This window comes from Microbacterium sp. AG1240 (assembly GCF_003635115.1).
GTDB lineage: Bacteria > Actinomycetota > Actinomycetes > Actinomycetales > Microbacteriaceae > Microbacterium.
Genome location: NZ_RBXJ01000001.1, coordinates 1,471,467 through 1,489,258, shown reverse-complemented (window position 1 = coordinate 1,489,258; position 17,792 = coordinate 1,471,467). Strand labels below are relative to the sequence as shown.

Below are 17,792 nucleotides of genomic sequence, written 5' to 3'. Positions count from 1 at the left end.
GGGTCTCGCGCGCAGAATGAGGTCTCGCGGTCGAAAGGGGTCAGACGGCGGCGAGCTCGCCCGCGTTCTCGCGGGTGCGGATCGCGCGGTTGACGCCCGAGATGATCGCCTTGAGGCTGGCGGTCGAGATGTCGCCGTCGATGCCGACGCCCCAGAGGCGCTCGCCCTCCACGCGCAGCTCGACGTAGGCAGCCGCCTGGGCGTCGCCGCCGGCGCTGAGCGTGTGCTCGACGTAGTCGTAGAGCGAGATGTCGATACCGCGCGAGCGCACGATCTCGAGGAACGCCGCGATCGGACCATTGCCGTTCGCCGTGGTGTCTTCGATCGAATCGCCGTCGCGCAGCCGCACGTGCAGCTCGACGTCGCCGGTCATGTCGCTGGACGACCGCGTGCCGAGCACCTCGAAACGCCCCCAGCGGTCGGCCACATCGGGCGCCGGCAGGTACTCGTCGTTGAAGACGGCCCAGATCTGGTCGCTCGTGACCTCACCGCCCTCGGCGTCGGTCTTCGCCTGCACGACGCCCGAGAACTCGATCTGCAGCTTTCGGGGCAGGTCGAGAGCGTGGTCGCTCTTCAGCAGGTAGGCGACGCCGCCCTTGCCCGACTGGGAATTGACGCGGATGACGGCTTCGTAAGAGCGTCCCAGGTCTTTCGGGTCGATGGGCAGGTACGGCACGGCCCACTCGATCTCGTCGACCGTGACGCCCTGGGCGTCGGCCCGCGCGGCCATCGCCTCGAAGCCCTTCTTGATGGCGTCCTGGTGCGAGCCGCTGAAGGCGGTGAAGACGAGGTCGCCGGCCCAGGGGCTGCGCTCGGGTACAGGCAGCTGGTTGCAGTACTCGACCGTGCGCTTGACGTGATCGATGTCGCTGAAGTCGATCTGGGGGTCGATGCCCTGCGAGAGCAGGTTGATGCCCAGCGCGACGAGGTCGACGTTGCCGGTGCGCTCTCCGTTGCCGAACAGGCAGCCCTCGATGCGGTCGGCGCCGGCCATGTAGCCGAGCTCTGCCGCGGCGACGGCGGTTCCGCGGTCATTGTGCGGATGCAGCGACAGCAGCACGTTCTCGCGGTGGTTGAGGTGACGCGACATCCACTCGATCGAATCGGCGTAGACGTTCGGGGTCGCCATCTCGACCGTGGCGGGCAGGTTGATGACCACCTTGCGCTCGGGCGTCGGCTCGAGGATCTCGAGCACCTGGTTGCAGATGTCGACGGCGAACTCGAGCTCGGTGCCGGTGTAGCTCTCGGGCGAGTACTCGTAGAAGACCTCGGTCTCGGGCACGGTCTGCTCGTACTGGCGGCACAGGCGCGCACCGGCCAGGGCGATGTCGACGATGCCCTGCTGGTCGGTGCGGAAGACGACCTCGCGCTGCAGCACACTCGTCGAGTTGTAGAAGTGCACGATCGCGCGCTTCGCTCCCGCGATCGATTCGTAGGTGCGAGCGATCAGGTGTTCGCGCGCCTGGGTCAGCACCTGGATCGACACGTCGTCGGGGATGCGGTTCTCTTCGATCAGCTTGCGCACGAAGTCGAAGTCGGTCTGGCTGGCGCTCGGGAACCCGACCTCGATCTCCTTGTACCCCATCTGCACGAGCAGCTCGAACATGACGAGCTTGCGCTCGGGACTCATCGGGTCGATCAGAGCCTGGTTGCCGTCGCGCAGATCGACGGCGCACCACCGGGGAGCCTCGGTGATGCGGGCGTCGGGCCAGGTGCGGTCGGGCAGGTCGACGTGGATCTGCTCGTGGTAAGGCCGGTACTTGTGGATGGGCGCGGCCGTGGGCTGCTGGGTGTTCTTCATGATGCTGTCGCTTCCGTTGAATGAGAGACGGGCCGACGACAAGCTCCGCGACGAGGTGGGCCCTAGAACGAGGCCTCGTCGCGGCGACTAAGAAGAAGCAGACCGTGAAGCATGCACAGATCGTACCAGGATGCTGCGCCCCGCCGTTCGCTCAGAAGCCGAGGCGTCCGAGCTGCTTCGGGTCGCGTTGCCATTCCTTCGCCACGCGTACGCGCAGCGACAGGAAGACCCGTGTGCCGACGAGCGGCTCGATGCCGGCCCGCGCGCGGGCGCCGACGTCGGCCAGACGCGAGCCCTTCGGTCCGATGATGATGCCCTTCTGGCTGTCGCGCTCGACGACGATGTTGGCGTAGATGTCGGTCAGGTCGGTGCCCTCGCGGGCCGCGATGTCTTCGACCGTCACGGCGATCGAGTGCGGCAGCTCGTCTCTGACGCCCTCGAGCGCGGCCTCGCGGATGATCTCGGCGATCCGATCGTCGAGGCTCTCATCGGTCACGATGCCCTCGCCGTACAGCGGCGGCCCGTCGGGCATCATGCCGATAAGTTCGGCGACGAGCACGTCGAGCTGCTCCCCCGCCGTGGCCGAGAGCGGGATGACGCTCGCCCAGTCCTCGCGGAGGGCGTCGACCTCGAGCAGACGCTCCGTGATCTGGTCGCGGCTCGCGGCGTCGGTCTTCGTGACGATCGCGACCTTCTTCGCGCGAGGGTAACCGCTGAGCGACTCCGCGATCCGACGGTCTCCGGGTCCGACCTTCTCGGTCGCCGGCACGCAGAACCCGATCACGTCGACGTCGCCGAGCACCTGCTCGACGAGGTTGTTCAGCCGCTCCCCGAGAAGGGTGCGCGGCCGGTGGATACCCGGCGTATCGACGATCACGAGCTGCCCGTCGGCGCGATTGACGATGCCGCGGATCGCCCGCCGGGTCGTCTGCGGCTTCTCGCTGGTGATGGCGACCTTCTCGCCGACGAGGGCGTTCGTGAGCGTGGACTTTCCCACGTTGGGTCGGCCGACGAAGGTCGCGAACCCCGAGCGGAAGTCGGTCATCTCATTCCCCTTTTCGAGGGAGACGGATCTCCCCGGTCTGCGGTGCGTGACCATCGGTGGCCGTCGTCGCCGCGTCAACGCTCTCGGCCCGCTCGACGAAGACCGTCGCGAGCCCCCGGCCGCGCCCGCGGGAGGCGCCACCGGTCATGGTGAGACCGGCGTACTGCGCCGTCGCTCCCGGTTGCGGCACGCGACCGAGCGCCTTGCCGAGAAGACCGCCGATCGAGTCGACGTCGTCGTCCTCGAGCTCGATCCCGAACAGGTCGCCGACCTCGTCGAGCGCGACACGCGCGCTGAGACGGTATCGGCCCGGCTCGAGCTCGACGATCTCGGTCGAACGCGCGTCGTACTCGTCGGAGATGTCGCCGACGAGCTCCTCGATGAGGTCTTCGAGCGTCACGAGGCCGGCCACACCGCCGTACTCGTCGACCGCGAGGCACACGTGAACGGCGTCGCGTCGCATCTTCTGCAGGAGGGTCTCCGCCTTCATCGACTCGGGCACGAACATCGCCGGCCGCGCGATGCGGCGGATCGGGGCGTCGCGCCACGAACCCTGGTCTTCGAACCCGAACTGCACGAGGTCTTTGAGGTAGAGCATCCCGACGACGTCGTCCCGTTCATCGTCGACCAGCGGGAGCCGGGAATGGCCCGTGTCGAGGAACAGGGTCATCGCCGAACGGGTCGAGGCCGCGGCATCCACCGTCGTCATGTCGGTGCGAGGGATCATCACCTCGCGCACGTACCGATCGGTGAAGTCGAACACCGAGTGGATCAGCTCGCGATCGTCTTCTTCGATGAGCTCGTTCTCGGCGGCCTCGTCGATGATGCTGAGCAGTTGCTCCTCCGAGGCGAACGACGAGCCCTGCGACAGACCGGGCGTGACGCGGTTGCCGATCGCGACGAGGCCGTAGGCGAGGGGTCCGAGAAGGATCCGCAGACCCCGCACGAGCGGCGCCGCTCCCAGCAGAAGGCCGCGAGCATGCTGACGGCCCACCGAGCGGGGGCTCGCGCCGACCGCGACGAACGAGATGCCCGTCATCAGCAACGCCGCCGCGAGCATCGCCCACCAGATGTTGTCGAAGAGCAGGGTGAAGGCGACGGTGACGAGCACGGCCGCCGCGGTCTCTGCGAGGACGCGGATGAACGCGACCGCGTTGGCATGCGCGTCGGGGTCGTCGGCGATCTTCTGCAGGGCGCTGACGCTGCGACCTTCCGACGCGAGGTCGACGAGATCGGCGCGCGAGGTGACGCTGAGCGCGGCCTCGATGGCGGCCATGAGACCGCCGAAGGCGACGAGGAGAAGGGCTGCGACGAGCAGGAGGGTTTCGGTCATGCGCGGCGACGTCGCCGCTCGGAAGCCTGGAAGCCGGAGATGAGCTCCTTCTGTAGACCGAACATCTCGCGCTCGTCCTCGGGCTCGGCGTGGTCGTAACCGAGAAGGTGCAGCAGCCCGTGGGTGGTGAGCATCACGAGTTCGTCCTGCGTGGAGTGCTTCGCCGCGACGGCCTGCGTCTCGGCGACCTGCGGGCAGAGCACGATGTCGCCGAGGAGGCCGGCCGGAGTGGGCGCGTCGTCGGTGCCGGGGCGGAGTTCGTCCATCGGGAAGCTCAGCACGTCGGTGGGACCGGGTTCGTCCATCCACTGCACGTGCAGCGCCTCCATGGCGCCCTCGTCGACGAGCACGATGGCGAGGTCGGCGTCGGGGCTCACGTGCAGCTCGGCGAGGTCGAACTCGACGAGGCGCAGAAGCACCTGCTCGTCGACCGCGATGCCCGATTCGTTATTGATCTCGATCGTCACGGGCGTCCTCGTCTCGGCTGGTGATCGCGGGGGCCGGCCGCGCGACCGCCGCGGCGCTCGGCGCGGTTGGCGAACTCGGCGGCTTCGTCGCGCTCGCGGCGAGACGCCAGGCGTTCCTCGTCGTACTCGGTGTAGGCGTCGACGATGCGCCCCACGAGCGTGTGACGAACGACGTCGGCGCTGGTGAGGTACGCGAAGTGGATGTCGTCGATGTCGCGCAGCACGCGGGTCACGAGACGCAGACCCGAGGCGCCCATCGGCAGGTCGACCTGGGTGATGTCGCCCGTCACGACCATCCGGGTGCCGAACCCGAGTCGGGTGAGGAACATCTTCATCTGCTCGGGCGTGGTGTTCTGGGCCTCGTCGAGCACGACGAACGAGTCGTTCAGGGTGCGACCGCGCATGTACGCCAGGGGCGCGACCTCGATGGTGCCCGAAGCGATGAGCTTCGGCACGATCTCGGGGTCCATCATCTCGTTCAGCGCGTCGTAGAGCGGGCGCAGGTAGGGGTCGATCTTGTCGGTCAGCGAGCCCGGGAGGAACCCGAGTCGCTCGCCGGCCTCGACGGCGGGGCGGGTCAGGATGATGCGGCTGACCTCTTTGCGCTGCAGCGCCTGCACGGCCTTCGCCATCGCGAGGTAGGTCTTGCCGGTACCGGCCGGGCCGATTCCGAACACGATCGTGCTCTCCTCGATCGCGTCGACGTAGGCCTTCTGTCCGAGTGTCTTCGGCCGGATGACCTTGCCGCGCGACGACAGGATCGCCTCGCCGAGCACCTCGGAGGGGCGAGGTCCGCCCTCGGAGCGCAGGATGCGGTTGGAGCTGCTCACATCCGACGGCTCGAGCCCGTGCCCCGCTTTCGTCATGGCGATGAGCTCTTCGACGAGAGCGAGCGCCCCGGCCACGACCCGAGCCTCGCCGCTGAGGGTGATCTCGTTGCCGCGCACGAGCACGTCGACTCCCGGGTGCTCCTTCTCGACCACGCGCAGCAACCGATCCTGCGGACCGAGCAGCTGAACCATGGCGACACCGTCGACATAGACGTGCTCGACGACGGTCTCGTCGAAGGATTCAGGCATTCAGGCTCTTCTCGTCGAGGTCGCCCGCGAGCACGTGGGCGTGAACGTGGAAGACGGTCTGTCCGGCAGCTGCGCCGGTGTTGAAGATCAGGCGGAACTCGCCGTCGGCGTGCTCGGCGGCGACGGTGCGGGCGAGGCCGACGACCTCGGCCAGGAGCGCCGGGTCGCCCGCTGCGAGCTCCACGACATCGCGGTACGCGGCCGTCTTGGGGATCACGAGGATATGGACGGGTGCCTTCGGGGCGATGTCGCGAATGGCGAAGACGTTCGCCGTCTCGGCGATGATCTCCGACGGGATCTCGCCCTCGAGAATGCGCGTGAAGATCGAGGTCTCGGTCATGCGTCCAGTCTACCGGCGCGGGGTGGAGCGGATCCGGCCGCGGCAGAGGTCACCAGCGGCCGAGCGCGACGCTCACGACGGCCAGGGCCGCGGCCCCCGCGGTGGAGGTGCGCAGAACGGTCGCACCCAGCCGCACCCGAACGGCACCGGCGTCTTCGAGGGCGGTGAGCTCGGCCGCGGCGATCCCACCCTCCGGACCGACGACGAACACGACGTCACGCCCATCGTCGGCGAGGTCGACCGCGCTCAGGGGAGTATCCGCAGACGGCTCGAGCAGCAGCATCCGGGTCTGTCCGGCCAGGGCGACGAGATCGCCCGTACGAGCGAGTGATCGCACCTCGGGAACCCACGCGCGATGGGCCTGCTTCGCCGCCTCGCGCACGATGGTCGTCCAGCGCGCGATGCCCTTGTCGGCTTTTCCGTCCCAGCGCGAGACGCTGCGCTCGGCCTGCCAGGGAATGATCGCGTCGACCCCGAGCTCGGTGGCGGCCTGCACCGCCAACTCGTCTCGGTCGCCCTTCGCGAGCGCCTGCACGAGGATCACCCGCGGGCTCGGTGCCGGCTCCTCCCGACGCGCGTCGACCCGCACCGTCACCTCACGGGGAGAGACGGCCGCGCTGCGCCCGGTGAGCCAGACACCGCGGCCGTCGCCGACCGTGACCTCCTCGTCGACCCGCAGACGACGAACGGATGCTGCGTGATGGGCCTCGGCCCCCTCGAGGACCACGTCATCGCCGGGCCGAGCCGTGGTGGCGGCGTCGGAGAGGAAGTGCAGTGCCACGATCAGACGTTGCGGAAGCGGTCGCGCAGCTTCGCGAACAGGCCCTGGTGGAACTCGGCAAGATGCGGGGCGGGGGCCTTCGTGCGCTTGGCGAAGTCTTCGATCAGCGCGCGTTCTTTCGCATCGAGCCTGGTCGGGGTGACCACGTGCACTCCGATGCGCAGGTCGCCGCGCTGGGTGCCCCGCAGAGGTGTGATGCCACGACCCTTGATGGTCAGCACGTCGCCGCCCTGGATACCCGCGCGCACCTCGAGGTCGACCGAGCCGTCGAGGGCGTCGATGGTGGTGTTCGTGCCGAGGATGGCGTCCGACATCGACACCTCGAGGGTTGCGAGCAGGTCGTCGCCGTCACGGCTAAAGGTCTCGTGAGGAGCGACGGTGACCTCGAGGTAGAGGTCGCCGTTCGGCCCGCCGGCGGGTCCGACCTCGCCGGAGCCGGGCAGCTGCAGGCGCAGCCCAGTCTCGACACCGGCGGGGATGTCGACCGACACGGTGCGGCGAGCCCGCACGCGGCCCTGGCCCTGGCAGGTCGCACAGGGATACGGGATGGTCGTGCCATGGCCCTGGCAGGTTCCGCAGGGCTGGTTCGTGACGACGTTGCCGAGCAGGCTGCGCACGGTTCGCTGGATATGTCCGCTGCCGTGGCAGATGTCGCAGGTGACCTCCGAGGTGCCCGGCTGGGTGCACGCCCCCTGGCAGGTCTCGCAGAGCACGGCGGTGTCGACCTCGAGGTCGCGGTGCACGCCGAAGACGACGTCATCGAGCTCGAGGGTGACCCGCACGAGGGCGTCCTGTCCGCGTTCGCGGCGTGAGCGCGGACGCGGGCCGCGGCTGCCGCCTCCGCCCCCGCCCCCGAAGAACGTCTCGAAGATGTCGCTGAAGCCGCCGAAGCCGGCTGCTCCCCCGGCCCCGCCGAACGCTCCGCCGTCGCCGCCCATGTCGTAGCGGCGGCGCTGCTCGGCGTCGCTCAGCACGTCGTAGGCGTGGGTGACGAGCTTGAACCGCTCCGACGCGTCGGCGCCGGGGTTCACGTCGGGGTGCAGCTCGCGCGCGAGACGGCGGTACGCCTTCTTGATCTCGTCTGAGCTCGCGTCGCGCGCGACACCGAGAACCTCGTAGTGGTCAGCCACATTCGCCTTCCTGCCCGCACGCGGCGGGGATCGTCAATAAAACGGATGCCGCGTCAGCGGGCGTTCTCGTCGTCTTCGAGCATCCGGGTCAGATGGTGGGCGACGGCGCGGACCGCCGCCAGGTGTGAGGGGTAGTCCATGCGTGTCGGGCCCAGGAGCCCGACCCGCGCGCCCGTCCCCGAGGCGTCGTAGTCGCTGGCCAGGACGGATGCCTCGATGAGGCCGAACGGTTCGTTCTCGCGCCCGATGCTGGCGGCGAGTCCCTTGGCGTCGACGACCATCTCGGTCATGAGCTTCAGCAGCGTGACCTGCTCCTCGATCGCTTCGAGGAGCGGGTAGATGCTCCCGCGAAAGTCGGACTCTCGACGAGCGAGGGTCGCCGCTCCGGCCATCACGAGACGGTCTTGGCGGAACTCCTCGAGCTCTTCGGCGAGCACTCGCAAGATGGCGTGGGCCGCCGCATCCGTTCCCGTCGCCGGCACGGTGGAGGCAGCCAGAAGGTCGGCGATCCGCTGCGTGGCGTCTCCGACGAGGTGCCCCACGACGACCAAGGAGACACGAGCGCGCAACTGGGCGAGGTCGGCTTCGCTCGGCTCCTCGCGGACGAGGGCGATGCGCTGCGAGACCCGGCCGGTGTCGGTGACGACGATCACCAGCAATCGACCGCCGCCGAGGTCGACGAGTTCGACGTGTGTGACGTTCGCGCGCGCGAACGACGGGTACTGCACGATCGCGACCTGCCCGGTGAGCTGGGTGAGAGCGCGCACGGTGCGGGAGAGCAGATCGTCGAGGTCTCCTGAGCCGTCGAGGAACGACGCGATCGCGCTGCGCTGCGCCGGGCTCAGCGGACGGAGGTCGGCGAGGTGGTCGACGAAGACGCGATAGCCCTTGTCGGTGGGCACGCGACCCGACGAGGTGTGGGGGGCGGCGATCAAGTCCTCGTCTTCGAGGAGCGCCATGTCGTTGCGGATGGTGGCAGCAGAGACCCCGAACGCGTGACGCTCGACGATGGCCTTGCTCCCGACGGGCTCGCGCGTATCGACGTAGTCCTGCACGATGGCTCGGAGCACCTGGAGTCCGCGTTCGCTGACCATGGTCCCCTCCGCTCTGCCGTTCTCGTGGGTCGGACTGGCACTCGCGCGCCATGAGTGCCAATTCTAGCTGATCGGGCCGCTCGGGGCCCTGACGTCACGCCGTGAGCGTGCGCACCACCGTATCGGCCAGCAGCCGGCCGCGGCGAGTAAGCACGACGCGTTCCGCGCCGGCCGGTTCCGCCGCGACGAGCCCCTCGTCGACCAGCGCGGCGACGGCGCGCACGCCCTCATCGGTCAGTTCGGTGAAGGGTAGTCCCTCGCGGATGCGCGAGCGCAGCAGAACCGACTCGAGGCGCCGAGCCGTCGCGTCGGGACGCTCGCGCGCGGCCGCGGGCGACTCTCCGAGCGCGAGCCGCTGGGCGTAGGCGGCCGGGTGCTTCACGTTCCACCACCGCAGACCCGCCACGTGGCTGTGGGCGCCGGGCCCGAACCCCCACCAGTCCGTCCCCCGCCAGTAGGCGAGGTTGTGGCGCGACCGCCTACTGTGATCGCGCGCCCAGTTCGACACCTCGTACCAGTCGAACCCGGCGGCGGCGAGAAGCTCGTCGGCCAGTTCGTACATGTCGGCCTGCAGATCGTCGTCGGGCGCGACGACCTCTCCCCGACGGATCTGACGGGCGAGCTTCGTGCCGTCCTCGACGATGAGCGCGTAGGCCGACAGATGATCGGGCTCGAGCGCCACGGCGGTCTCCACCGATGCCCGCCAGTCGTCGAGCGACTCACCGGGCGCGCCGTAGATCAGGTCGACACTCACCGCGAGCCCCGCGTCGCGCGCCGCCGCCACCGCCGTCGCCACATTCGCCGGGTCGTGCGTCCGGTCGAGCGCCGCCAGCACGTGGGGCCTCGCCGACTGCATGCCGATCGACACACGCGTCACCCCGGATGCTGCGAGCTCCCGCATGACCGCGGGGGTCACCGTATCGGGGTTCGCCTCGACCGTGATCTCCGCCCCCTCGGCGAGGCCGAAAGCATCCGTCACCCCGGCCAGCATCCGTCCGAGATCGCCGGCCGGAAGGAGCGTCGGCGTGCCCCCGCCGAAGAACACCGTCTGGGCGGGGCGAAGCGCACCGGCGTCGCCGAGGATGCGGCGTGCCAGGGCGATCTCGCGACCGACCGTGTCGGCGTACTGGTCCTGCCGCGCACCCTGCAGCTCGGTGGCCGTGTACGTGTTGAAGTCGCAGTATCCGCATCGCACGCGACAGAACGGCACGTGGACGTACACACCGAACGGTGTCGACGGATCGTGGCCGAGGTCGTCGGGCAGAGCGCCGTCGGGAGGTGCGGGGTCGCCGAGAGGAAGGGCGGAGCCCATCAGGCGGGCGTCGTGTACATGGGCGAGATCGCGCGCAGGTATCGCGAGAACAGCTCGCGCCGACGCTGACGCACCATGGCGGGGAACAGCCGGTAGAGGAACGCCACCGGACGGTCGAAGGCGCGCACCGTAAACCAGACCTCGTCGTTGTCGCGCCACTCGAGCAGGAAGAGCTCCTCACCGCTGACGACCGACCCGCTGACCGTGCCGAGCGCGAAACCGACGCGACGCGGGTCTTCGATGACCGAGATCACGCGAGCCTCGGCGTCGGCGCGATAGCGGCCCGCGTGACCGTGCAGGTGAACCGTGGTGCCCGGACCGACGAACGGCGTGCCGTCGGCGGCGAAACGCTGGTCGGACTCGAGGCGGCTGGGGGCGATGGGCCTGCCTTCGCCGTCGTAGCCGACACCGGTGTACGACGGACCCGCCGCTGGACGCACGTCGGCAAGGGTGAGGCCGCCCTCGCGCTGGGCCGACCAGCTGAGCAGGGCCTCTCCGGCGATGGTGAAGCGCTCTTCACCACTGCCGATCCGCCAGGCCTCCTCGGCAGGCACCGACCGCTCGGGCGGGTACTGCATCAGGTCGGGGGCCTGGGTGGCTCCGACGGCGGCGTAGTCCACCGTCTCGTCCTTGAAGGTTCCGCGACGCATGACCTCAGCCTTACTTCTTTTCCTCGACGTCGCCCGAGAGAGCCGCGATGAACGCGCCCTGGGGGACCTCGACGCGACCGATGGTCTTCATGCGCTTCTTGCCCTCCTTCTGCTTCTCGAGAAGCTTGCGCTTGCGGCTGATGTCGCCGCCGTAGCACTTGGCGAGAACGTCTTTGCGCATGGCTCGGATGCTCTCGCGAGCGATGATGCGCGCGCCGATCGCCGCCTGGATCGGGATCTCGAACTGCTGGCGAGGGATGAGCTTGCGCAGGCGCTCGGTCATCAGGGTGCCGTAGGCGTAGGCCTTCTCGCGGTGCACGATCGCCGAGAACGCGTCGACCTTCTCGCCCTGCAGCAGGATGTCGACCTTGACCAGATCGGCGCTCTGCTGACCCGAGGGCTCGTAGTCGAGGCTCGCGTACCCCTGGGTCTTGCTCTTGAGCTGATCGAAGAAGTCGAACACGATCTCGCCGAGCGGCATGTTGTACCGGATCTCGACGCGGTCTTCGCTCAGGTAGTCCATGCCCAGCAGCGAACCGCGGCGCTGCTGGCACAGTTCCATCACCGTGCCGACGTAGTCCTTCGGCAGCAGGATCGCGGCCTTGACCATCGGCTCCTGGACGGAGGAGACGCGGCCGTCGGGGTATTCGCTCGGATTCGTCACGGTGACGGTCTCGCCGTTGTCGGTCGTGACCTCGTAGACGACGCTCGGAGCAGTGGCGATGAGCTCGAGCCCGAACTCGCGCTCGAGTCGCTCGGTGATGATCTCGAGGTGCAGGAGCCCCAGGAACCCGCACCGGAAGCCGAAGCCGAGCGCGACTGACGTCTCGGGTTCGTACGCGAGCGACGCGTCGGAGAGCTTCAGCTTGTCGAGCGCTTCACGCAGGTCGGCGTAGTCGCTCTGCTCGATCGGATAGAGGCCCGAATAGACCATCGGCTTCGGATCGGTATAACCGGCCAGAGCCTCGGTCGCGGGAGACCGGTGCGTGGTGATGGTGTCGCCGACCTTCGACTGGCGCACGTCCTTCACGCCGGTGATCAAATAGCCGACCTCGCCCACGCTGAGCCCTCGGGAGGGCGTGGGCTCCGGGCTCGACACGCCGATCTCGAGGGTCTCGTGGGTGGCGCGCGTCGACATCATCTGGATCTTCTCGCGCGGCTCGAGCTTGCCGTCGATCATTCGCACGTAGGTGATCACACCGCGGTAGGCGTCGTAGACCGAGTCGAAGATCATCGCCCGTGCCGGAGCATCGGGGTCGCCCTTCGGAGCGGGGATGTCGCGGACGATCCGGTCGAGCAGCTCTTCGACGCCCTGGCCGGTCTTGCCGCTCACGCGCAGCACGTCGTCGGGTGAACCGCCGATGAGGCCCGCCAGCTCGGCGGCGAACTTGTCGGGGTCGGCGGCGGGGAGGTCGATCTTGTTGAGCACCGGGATGATCGTGAGGTCGTTCTCGAGCGCGAGGTAGAGGTTCGCGAGCGTCTGCGCCTCGATCCCCTGCGCGGCGTCGACGAGCAGGACGGCCCCCTCGCACGCGGCGAGCGAGCGGCTGACCTCGTACGTGAAGTCGACGTGACCGGGCGTGTCGATCATGTTGAGCGCGAAAGAGTTCGACGGCGACTCGAACGCCCACGGCATGCGCACCGCCTGGCTCTTGATCGTGATGCCGCGCTCGCGCTCGATGTCCATGCGGTCGAGGTACTGAGCACGCATATCGCGATCGGCGACCACGCCGGTGATCTGCAGCATCCGATCGGCCAGTGTCGACTTGCCATGGTCGATATGGGCGATGATGCAGAAGTTGCGGATCAGTTCCGGCGGGGTCGCGGAGGGCTCGAGGGACTGGAGTGCGCGCGGTGACATGTTCCGTCGATTCTACGGGCGGCGGAGCCCGTCCGCGGGCGCGGGCGCGGACGGACGGCATCGAGCCCTCCACGCACCGTCCGGTGGAGACGGCGTTACCGGACGTTTACCTCGACGACACGAGAGTGTCCGTGGCATCGTGGAGTATCGACACAGGTCCCCCCGACCTCCGAACGGCCGTCGTCCCGGCCGCTGTTCGTCGTGCGCCCAAACCCTGGAGAAGAGTCTGTGACGTCGCATCCCCCCACCTCTGATCGGTCTGAGACCACGAGAGGAGGAAGGGGCCGGATGCTCGCCGCGAGTGCTGCCGTCGCGGCCCTCGCCGTCGGCTCATTCGGCGTCGGCGCCCTGCCTGCCACGGCCGCCGTCAGCAGCGACGCCCCCGTCGTGATCACCGAGGTCTACGGCGGAGGCGGCAACAACGGCGCCGTCTTGAACCGCGACTTCGTCGAGCTCCGCAACACGAGCGACGTCGCCGTCGATCTCGACGGGTGGAGCGTTCAGTACGCCTCCGCGTCGGGCACCTCGTGGCAGGTGACCCCGCTCGGCGACGTCTCGCTCGAGGCCGGTGCGCACCTGCTCGTGGGACAGGCCTTCGGCACGAACACCGGGCTACCCGGTTTCGAGGCGGACGTCGACGGCTCGATCCCCATGCAGGCCTCGAACGCGAAGGTCGCGCTGGTCGACACCATCACCCCGCTCGCCGTCGGCACCGGCGTCGCGGCACTCCCCGAGGTCGTCGACTACGTCGGCTACGGATCTGCCAACGACTTCGCCGTCGCAGCGGCACCGGCCACGAGCGTGACCCAGTCGGCTTCGCGCGATGCGGCGGGAACCAACACCGCGAACAACTCCGCCGATTTCGTCCTCGGCGCGCCGACCCCGACGAACAGCGGCTCCGGCGCGACACCGAACCCCGAGCCGACGACGAGCACGCCGCCGTCGCCGTCTCCCTCCCCCACCCAGCCGACCACTCCGGGCACCGTCGTACCGATCGCCGAGATCCAGGGCACCGGTTCCACGTCGCCGGTCGTCGGACAGACGGTCACCACCGAGGGTGTCGTGACGGCGCACTACCCGACCGGGGGGCTCAACGGATACGTCATCCAGACCGCCGGAACGGGTGGTCCGATCGACCTTGCGACCCACACCGCCTCCGACGCGCTCTTCGTGTACTCCCCCGCTGCCGTCGGCGCCGTCGCCCTCGGCGACACCGTTCGTGTCACCGGACCGGTGAGCGAGTTCAACGGTCTGACCCAGATCACCGCGGGTGCCGGCGCGGCCACGAAGATCGACGCCGCCACCGCGCCGACCTTCTCGACCGTCGCGTGGCCGGCCACCGATGCGCAGCGCGAGTCGCTCGAGTCGATGCTCGTGCAGCTGACCGACGACTTCACCGTGTCGAACACCTACTCGACGAACCAGTACGGGGAGGTCGGCCTCGCCGCCGGAGCCACGCCCCTTCGTCAGCCCACCGATGCCGCCCGACCGGGAACTCCCGAGGCTGCCGCCGTGGCTGCGGACAACGCGGCACGTGCGCTCACGCTCGACGACGGCGCATCGACGAACTTCCTGAACGTGACCAACAGCGCGCTGACCCCCGCGTACGTCTCGCTCGTCGAGCCGGTCGTCGTCGGCGGCCAGGCCGAGCTCAGCGGCTCGTTCATCGTCGACTACCGCAACAACACGTGGAAGATCAACCCGACGCAGCCGCTCGTGGCCGACGGTAGCGGAGCAGACCAGGTCGCGTTCTCGAATCCGCGCACGGCGGCCCCCCAGCCCGTCGGCGGCGACCTCAGCGTCGCGTCGTTCAACGTGCTCAACTACTTCACGACGCTCGGCGAGTCGACCACGGGCTGCCAGACCTACACCCCGCTCCCGAACGGCCAGGCGAACTCGGTCCGCACCGGTTGCGACGTGCGCGGCGCGTGGGATGCGGCGGACTTCGCCCGTCAGCAGTCGAAGATCGTGACCGCTATCGAAGACCTCGACGCCTCCGTCGTCGGTCTGATGGAGATCGAGAACTCCGAGGCGCTCGGCGAGACGAAGGACGAGGCCGTCGGGTCGCTCGTCGCCGCACTGAACGCGGCGTCGACCCCGGGTAAGTGGGCGTTCGTCCCGACCGCCGACTCGCTCGCCGGCGTCGACCGCGACGTCATCACGAACGCGATCATCTACCAGACCGCACTCGTTCAGCCCGAGGGCGCCTCGGTGGCGCTGGCCACCCAGAGCGGCAACGGTCAGCCCTTCGCCAACGCGCGCGAGCCGATCGGACAGTTCTTCGTGCCCGCAGACGGCGGGGAGAAGTTCTTCCTCGCCGTGAACCACTTCAAGTCGAAGGGCTCCGGCGAGGGAGTCGACGCCGATCAGAATGACGGGCAGGGCGCGTCCAACAACTCGCGCGTTCGTCAGGCGACAGCGCTGACCGCATGGGTCGACGACGTCACGACCGACGAAGACGCCGTGTTCCTCGTCGGCGACTTCAACTCCTACACGCAGGAAGACCCCATGCAGGTGCTCTACGGCGCCGGCTACGTCAACGCCGAGTCGGAGTTCGAGGTCGACTCGTCGAGCTACTCGTTCTCGGGCCTGACCGGTTCGCTGGATCACGTGCTGCTGAACGAGGCCGCTCTCGAGCGCGCCACGGGGGCCGACATCTGGAACATCAACTCCGGAGAGTCGATCGCGCTCGAGTACAGCCGCTACGGCTACCACGGCACGAACTTCTGGGAAGACGCGACGCCCTACCGCTCGTCCGACCACGACCCCGTGAAGGTCGGCCTCTCGGCTGACGCGACGGCCCCGACCGAGATCGACATTCTGACGATCAACGACTTCCACGGTCGTCTGGAAGCCGACAACGCCAACGGCGTGGCGGGTGCGGCGGTCATCGCCGGCGCCGTCGACGCCTACCGCGACGAGAACCCGAACACGCTGTTCGTCTCAGCGGGAGACAACATCGGCGCGTCGACGTTCACGTCTCTGATCCAGCAGGACAACCCGACCATCGACACGCTCGTGGCGTCGGGCCTGGATGTCAGTGCCGTGGGCAACCACGAATTCGACCGTGGCTTCGACGACCTGGTGAACCGGGTGATCCCCCGGTTCGGGGGCAACACCGACACCGACGTTGTCACCGACGCGCAGCGCGAGCTGGGCGGAGCCTACGGACTCGGAGCCAATGTCTACGACCGTGTGACAGGCGAGACGGTCCTCCCGGAGTATGCGATCAAGGACGTCGACGGCGTGAAGGTGGCCTTCATCGGTACCGTCACCGAAGACACCGCCACGATGGTCGATCCTGCGGGCATCGCCGACATCCGCTTCGGCGACCAGCTCGAGGCGGCCAACCGCGTCGCCGCCGAGATCGCCGACGAGGCCGACGTCATCATCCTGCTCACGCACTCGGGGGCCGCGACCTCGAACGACTGCGCCGACCTCGCCTCGGATCAGGCCGGCTTCGGTGCGCTCGCAACGGGTGCGTCGGCGCAGATCGACGCGATCGTCTCGGCCCACACGCACCAGACGTACGCGTGCGACGTTCCGGTGGCGGGCACCGACGGTCAGACCCGCCCGGTGATCCAGGCGTCGGAGTACGGCAAGGCGCTCGGCAAGCTCGAGATCTCGTACGACACCGCCTCGGACGAGCTCATCTCGATCGGCGGCAGCACGTTCCCGCTCGTGACCGGAACGCCCGCAGCCGGCGCCTATCCGGCCAACGCCGAGATCGCGGCGATGGTCGCGGACTACGTGGCCGACGCCGACATCATCGGCGCCGAGCCCGTCGGGGCGATCAGCGCGGACATCCTCCGCGGCGGCGCCCCCGCCGGCAGCAACCGCGGCGTCGAATCGTCGATGGGCAACTGGGTCTCGGACGTCTACCTGTGGGCGACGAGCGAGAACCCGGCGTTCGGGGGCAAGAAGGCGCAGATCGCTCTGATGAACCCGGGTGGGCTCCGCGCCGACCTGCTCTACGGCGCGGACGGCGTCGTCACCTACAAGGAGGCGGCGCTCGTACAGCCCTTCGCCAACACACTCGTTACTGTCACCCTCACCGGCGCACAGATCGAGGAGATCCTCGAGCAGCAGTGGAAAGCGTCGGGTGACCGACCCAAGCTGCATCTCGGTGTCTCGGAGGGTTTCAGCTACGAGTACGTGCAGGACGCCGACCCGCGTAGCGGGCGTGTGGTGTCGATGTCGTACCAGGGCGAGGAGATCGCCCCGAGCGACACCTTCACGGTGGTGACCAACTCGTTCCTGGCGAACGGTGGCGACGGGTTCCCGACCTTCGCCCTCGGCACCGACCGAACCGACACCGGACAGGTCGATCTCGACGCCACGCTGGCGTACTTCGAGGCCATCGACGTCGTCGACCCTGCGCCCCTTGGTCGCGCGATCGCGACGACCGATGAGCCGGGCACCGGGACCCCCGGCACCGGAGAGCCCGGCACCGGAGAGCCCGGCACGGGTGAACCCGGCACCGAGGCGCCGAACGGCAGCTGGGCCACCGTGACGCTCAACGACCGCGTCGAGCAGGGCGGCGTGCTCAACGTCACCGTGACGGGTCTGAAGCCGGGCCAGCTCATCAGCGCCACGCTGTTCAGTGAATCGATCGTGGTGACGGGGATCCCCGTGGCCGACGCGTCGGGACGCACGTCGTTCTCGGTCGCGATCCCGTCGGACTTCGCTCTCGGCGCGCACGAGCTCGTGATCACGACCGCGGGTGAGAGCCCGATCCGAGTCGGTGTCACCGTGCTCGCCGGCGGCCAGCTCGCCGTCACCGGGTCGGAGCTGCCGCTCGGTATCGCCCTCGCCGCGGGCTTCCTGCTCGTCGCGGGCGGTGTGACCTACGCCCTGCGGCGTCGGTCGCCCGTGATGCGCTAGTCGCAGACCGACGCG

13 protein-coding genes are annotated in these 17,792 nt (G+C 68.8%); 1 reads left to right on the top strand and 12 read right to left on the bottom strand.

All coding sequences use genetic code 11. The features are described from left to right. Nucleotides 1-40 precede the first annotated feature (40 nt). From leuA to lepA, 12 genes are all read right to left on the bottom strand, one after another. Nucleotides 41-1,801: a 2-isopropylmalate synthase gene (gene leuA, locus DEU34_RS07020; RefSeq protein ID WP_121149776.1), complete on the bottom strand. Its 1,761-nt coding sequence runs from the start codon at nucleotides 1,799-1,801 to the stop codon at nucleotides 41-43. A gap of 151 nt (nucleotides 1,802-1,952) precedes the next feature. Further along, nucleotides 1,953-2,846: a GTPase Era gene (gene era / locus DEU34_RS07015; protein ID WP_121149389.1), complete on the bottom strand. Its 894-nt coding sequence runs from the start codon at nucleotides 2,844-2,846 to the stop codon at nucleotides 1,953-1,955. 1 nt (nucleotide 2,847) lies between these two features. Beyond that, nucleotides 2,848-4,179, bottom strand: a complete 1,332-nt coding sequence (locus DEU34_RS07010) for a hemolysin family protein (RefSeq protein WP_121149388.1) — start codon at nucleotides 4,177-4,179, stop codon at nucleotides 2,848-2,850. Then, nucleotides 4,176-4,646, bottom strand: coding sequence for an rRNA maturation RNase YbeY (ybeY, locus tag DEU34_RS07005; protein ID WP_121149387.1), 471 nt, complete (start codon nucleotides 4,644-4,646; stop codon nucleotides 4,176-4,178). The genes DEU34_RS07010 and ybeY overlap by 4 nt, the downstream gene beginning before the upstream one ends. Beyond that, a complete protein-coding gene (locus DEU34_RS07000; protein WP_121149386.1) occupies nucleotides 4,643-5,725 on the bottom strand; it encodes a PhoH family protein in 1,083 nt (360 codons plus the stop codon). Before DEU34_RS07000 ends, ybeY begins: the two co-directional genes overlap by 4 nt. Beyond that, nucleotides 5,718-6,065 (bottom strand): HIT domain-containing protein, encoded by a 348-nt coding sequence (locus DEU34_RS06995; protein WP_121149385.1) that lies wholly within the window; start codon nucleotides 6,063-6,065, stop codon nucleotides 5,718-5,720. Before DEU34_RS06995 ends, DEU34_RS07000 begins: the two co-directional genes overlap by 8 nt. Nucleotides 6,066-6,114: 49 nt before the next feature. Next, nucleotides 6,115-6,846, bottom strand: a complete 732-nt coding sequence (locus tag DEU34_RS06990; RefSeq protein WP_121149384.1) for a 16S rRNA (uracil(1498)-N(3))-methyltransferase — start codon at nucleotides 6,844-6,846, stop codon at nucleotides 6,115-6,117. A 2-nt stretch (nucleotides 6,847-6,848) separates the two neighbouring features. Further along, nucleotides 6,849-7,976: a molecular chaperone DnaJ gene (gene dnaJ / locus DEU34_RS06985; RefSeq protein WP_121149383.1), complete on the bottom strand. Its 1,128-nt coding sequence runs from the start codon at nucleotides 7,974-7,976 to the stop codon at nucleotides 6,849-6,851. 53 nt (nucleotides 7,977-8,029) lie between these two features. After that, complete coding sequence (gene hrcA / locus DEU34_RS06980; protein WP_121149382.1) at nucleotides 8,030-9,070, bottom strand: heat-inducible transcriptional repressor HrcA; 1,041 nt, start codon at nucleotides 9,068-9,070, stop codon at nucleotides 8,030-8,032. Nucleotides 9,071-9,164: 94 nt separating this feature from the next. Further along, nucleotides 9,165-10,382 carry a radical SAM family heme chaperone HemW gene (hemW, locus tag DEU34_RS06975; RefSeq protein WP_121149381.1) on the bottom strand — a complete coding sequence of 406 codons (1,218 nt, stop codon included), beginning with the start codon at nucleotides 10,380-10,382 and terminating at the stop codon, nucleotides 9,165-9,167. Beyond that, nucleotides 10,382-11,032 carry a DUF1990 family protein gene (locus tag DEU34_RS06970; RefSeq protein ID WP_121149380.1) on the bottom strand — a complete coding sequence of 217 codons (651 nt, stop codon included), beginning with the start codon at nucleotides 11,030-11,032 and terminating at the stop codon, nucleotides 10,382-10,384. Before DEU34_RS06970 ends, hemW begins: the two co-directional genes overlap by 1 nt. Nucleotides 11,033-11,042: 10 nt before the next feature. Further along, entirely contained in the window at nucleotides 11,043-12,893 is a 1,851-nt protein-coding gene (gene lepA, locus DEU34_RS06965; protein WP_121149379.1) for a translation elongation factor 4, read from the bottom strand. Between the two features lie 288 nt (nucleotides 12,894-13,181). Here lepA and DEU34_RS06960 point away from each other — a divergent pair, with 288 nt between their 5' ends. Continuing rightward, nucleotides 13,182-17,777 (top strand): ExeM/NucH family extracellular endonuclease, encoded by a 4,596-nt coding sequence (locus DEU34_RS06960; RefSeq protein WP_121149378.1) that lies wholly within the window; start codon nucleotides 13,182-13,184, stop codon nucleotides 17,775-17,777. Nucleotides 17,778-17,792 lie beyond the last annotated feature (15 nt).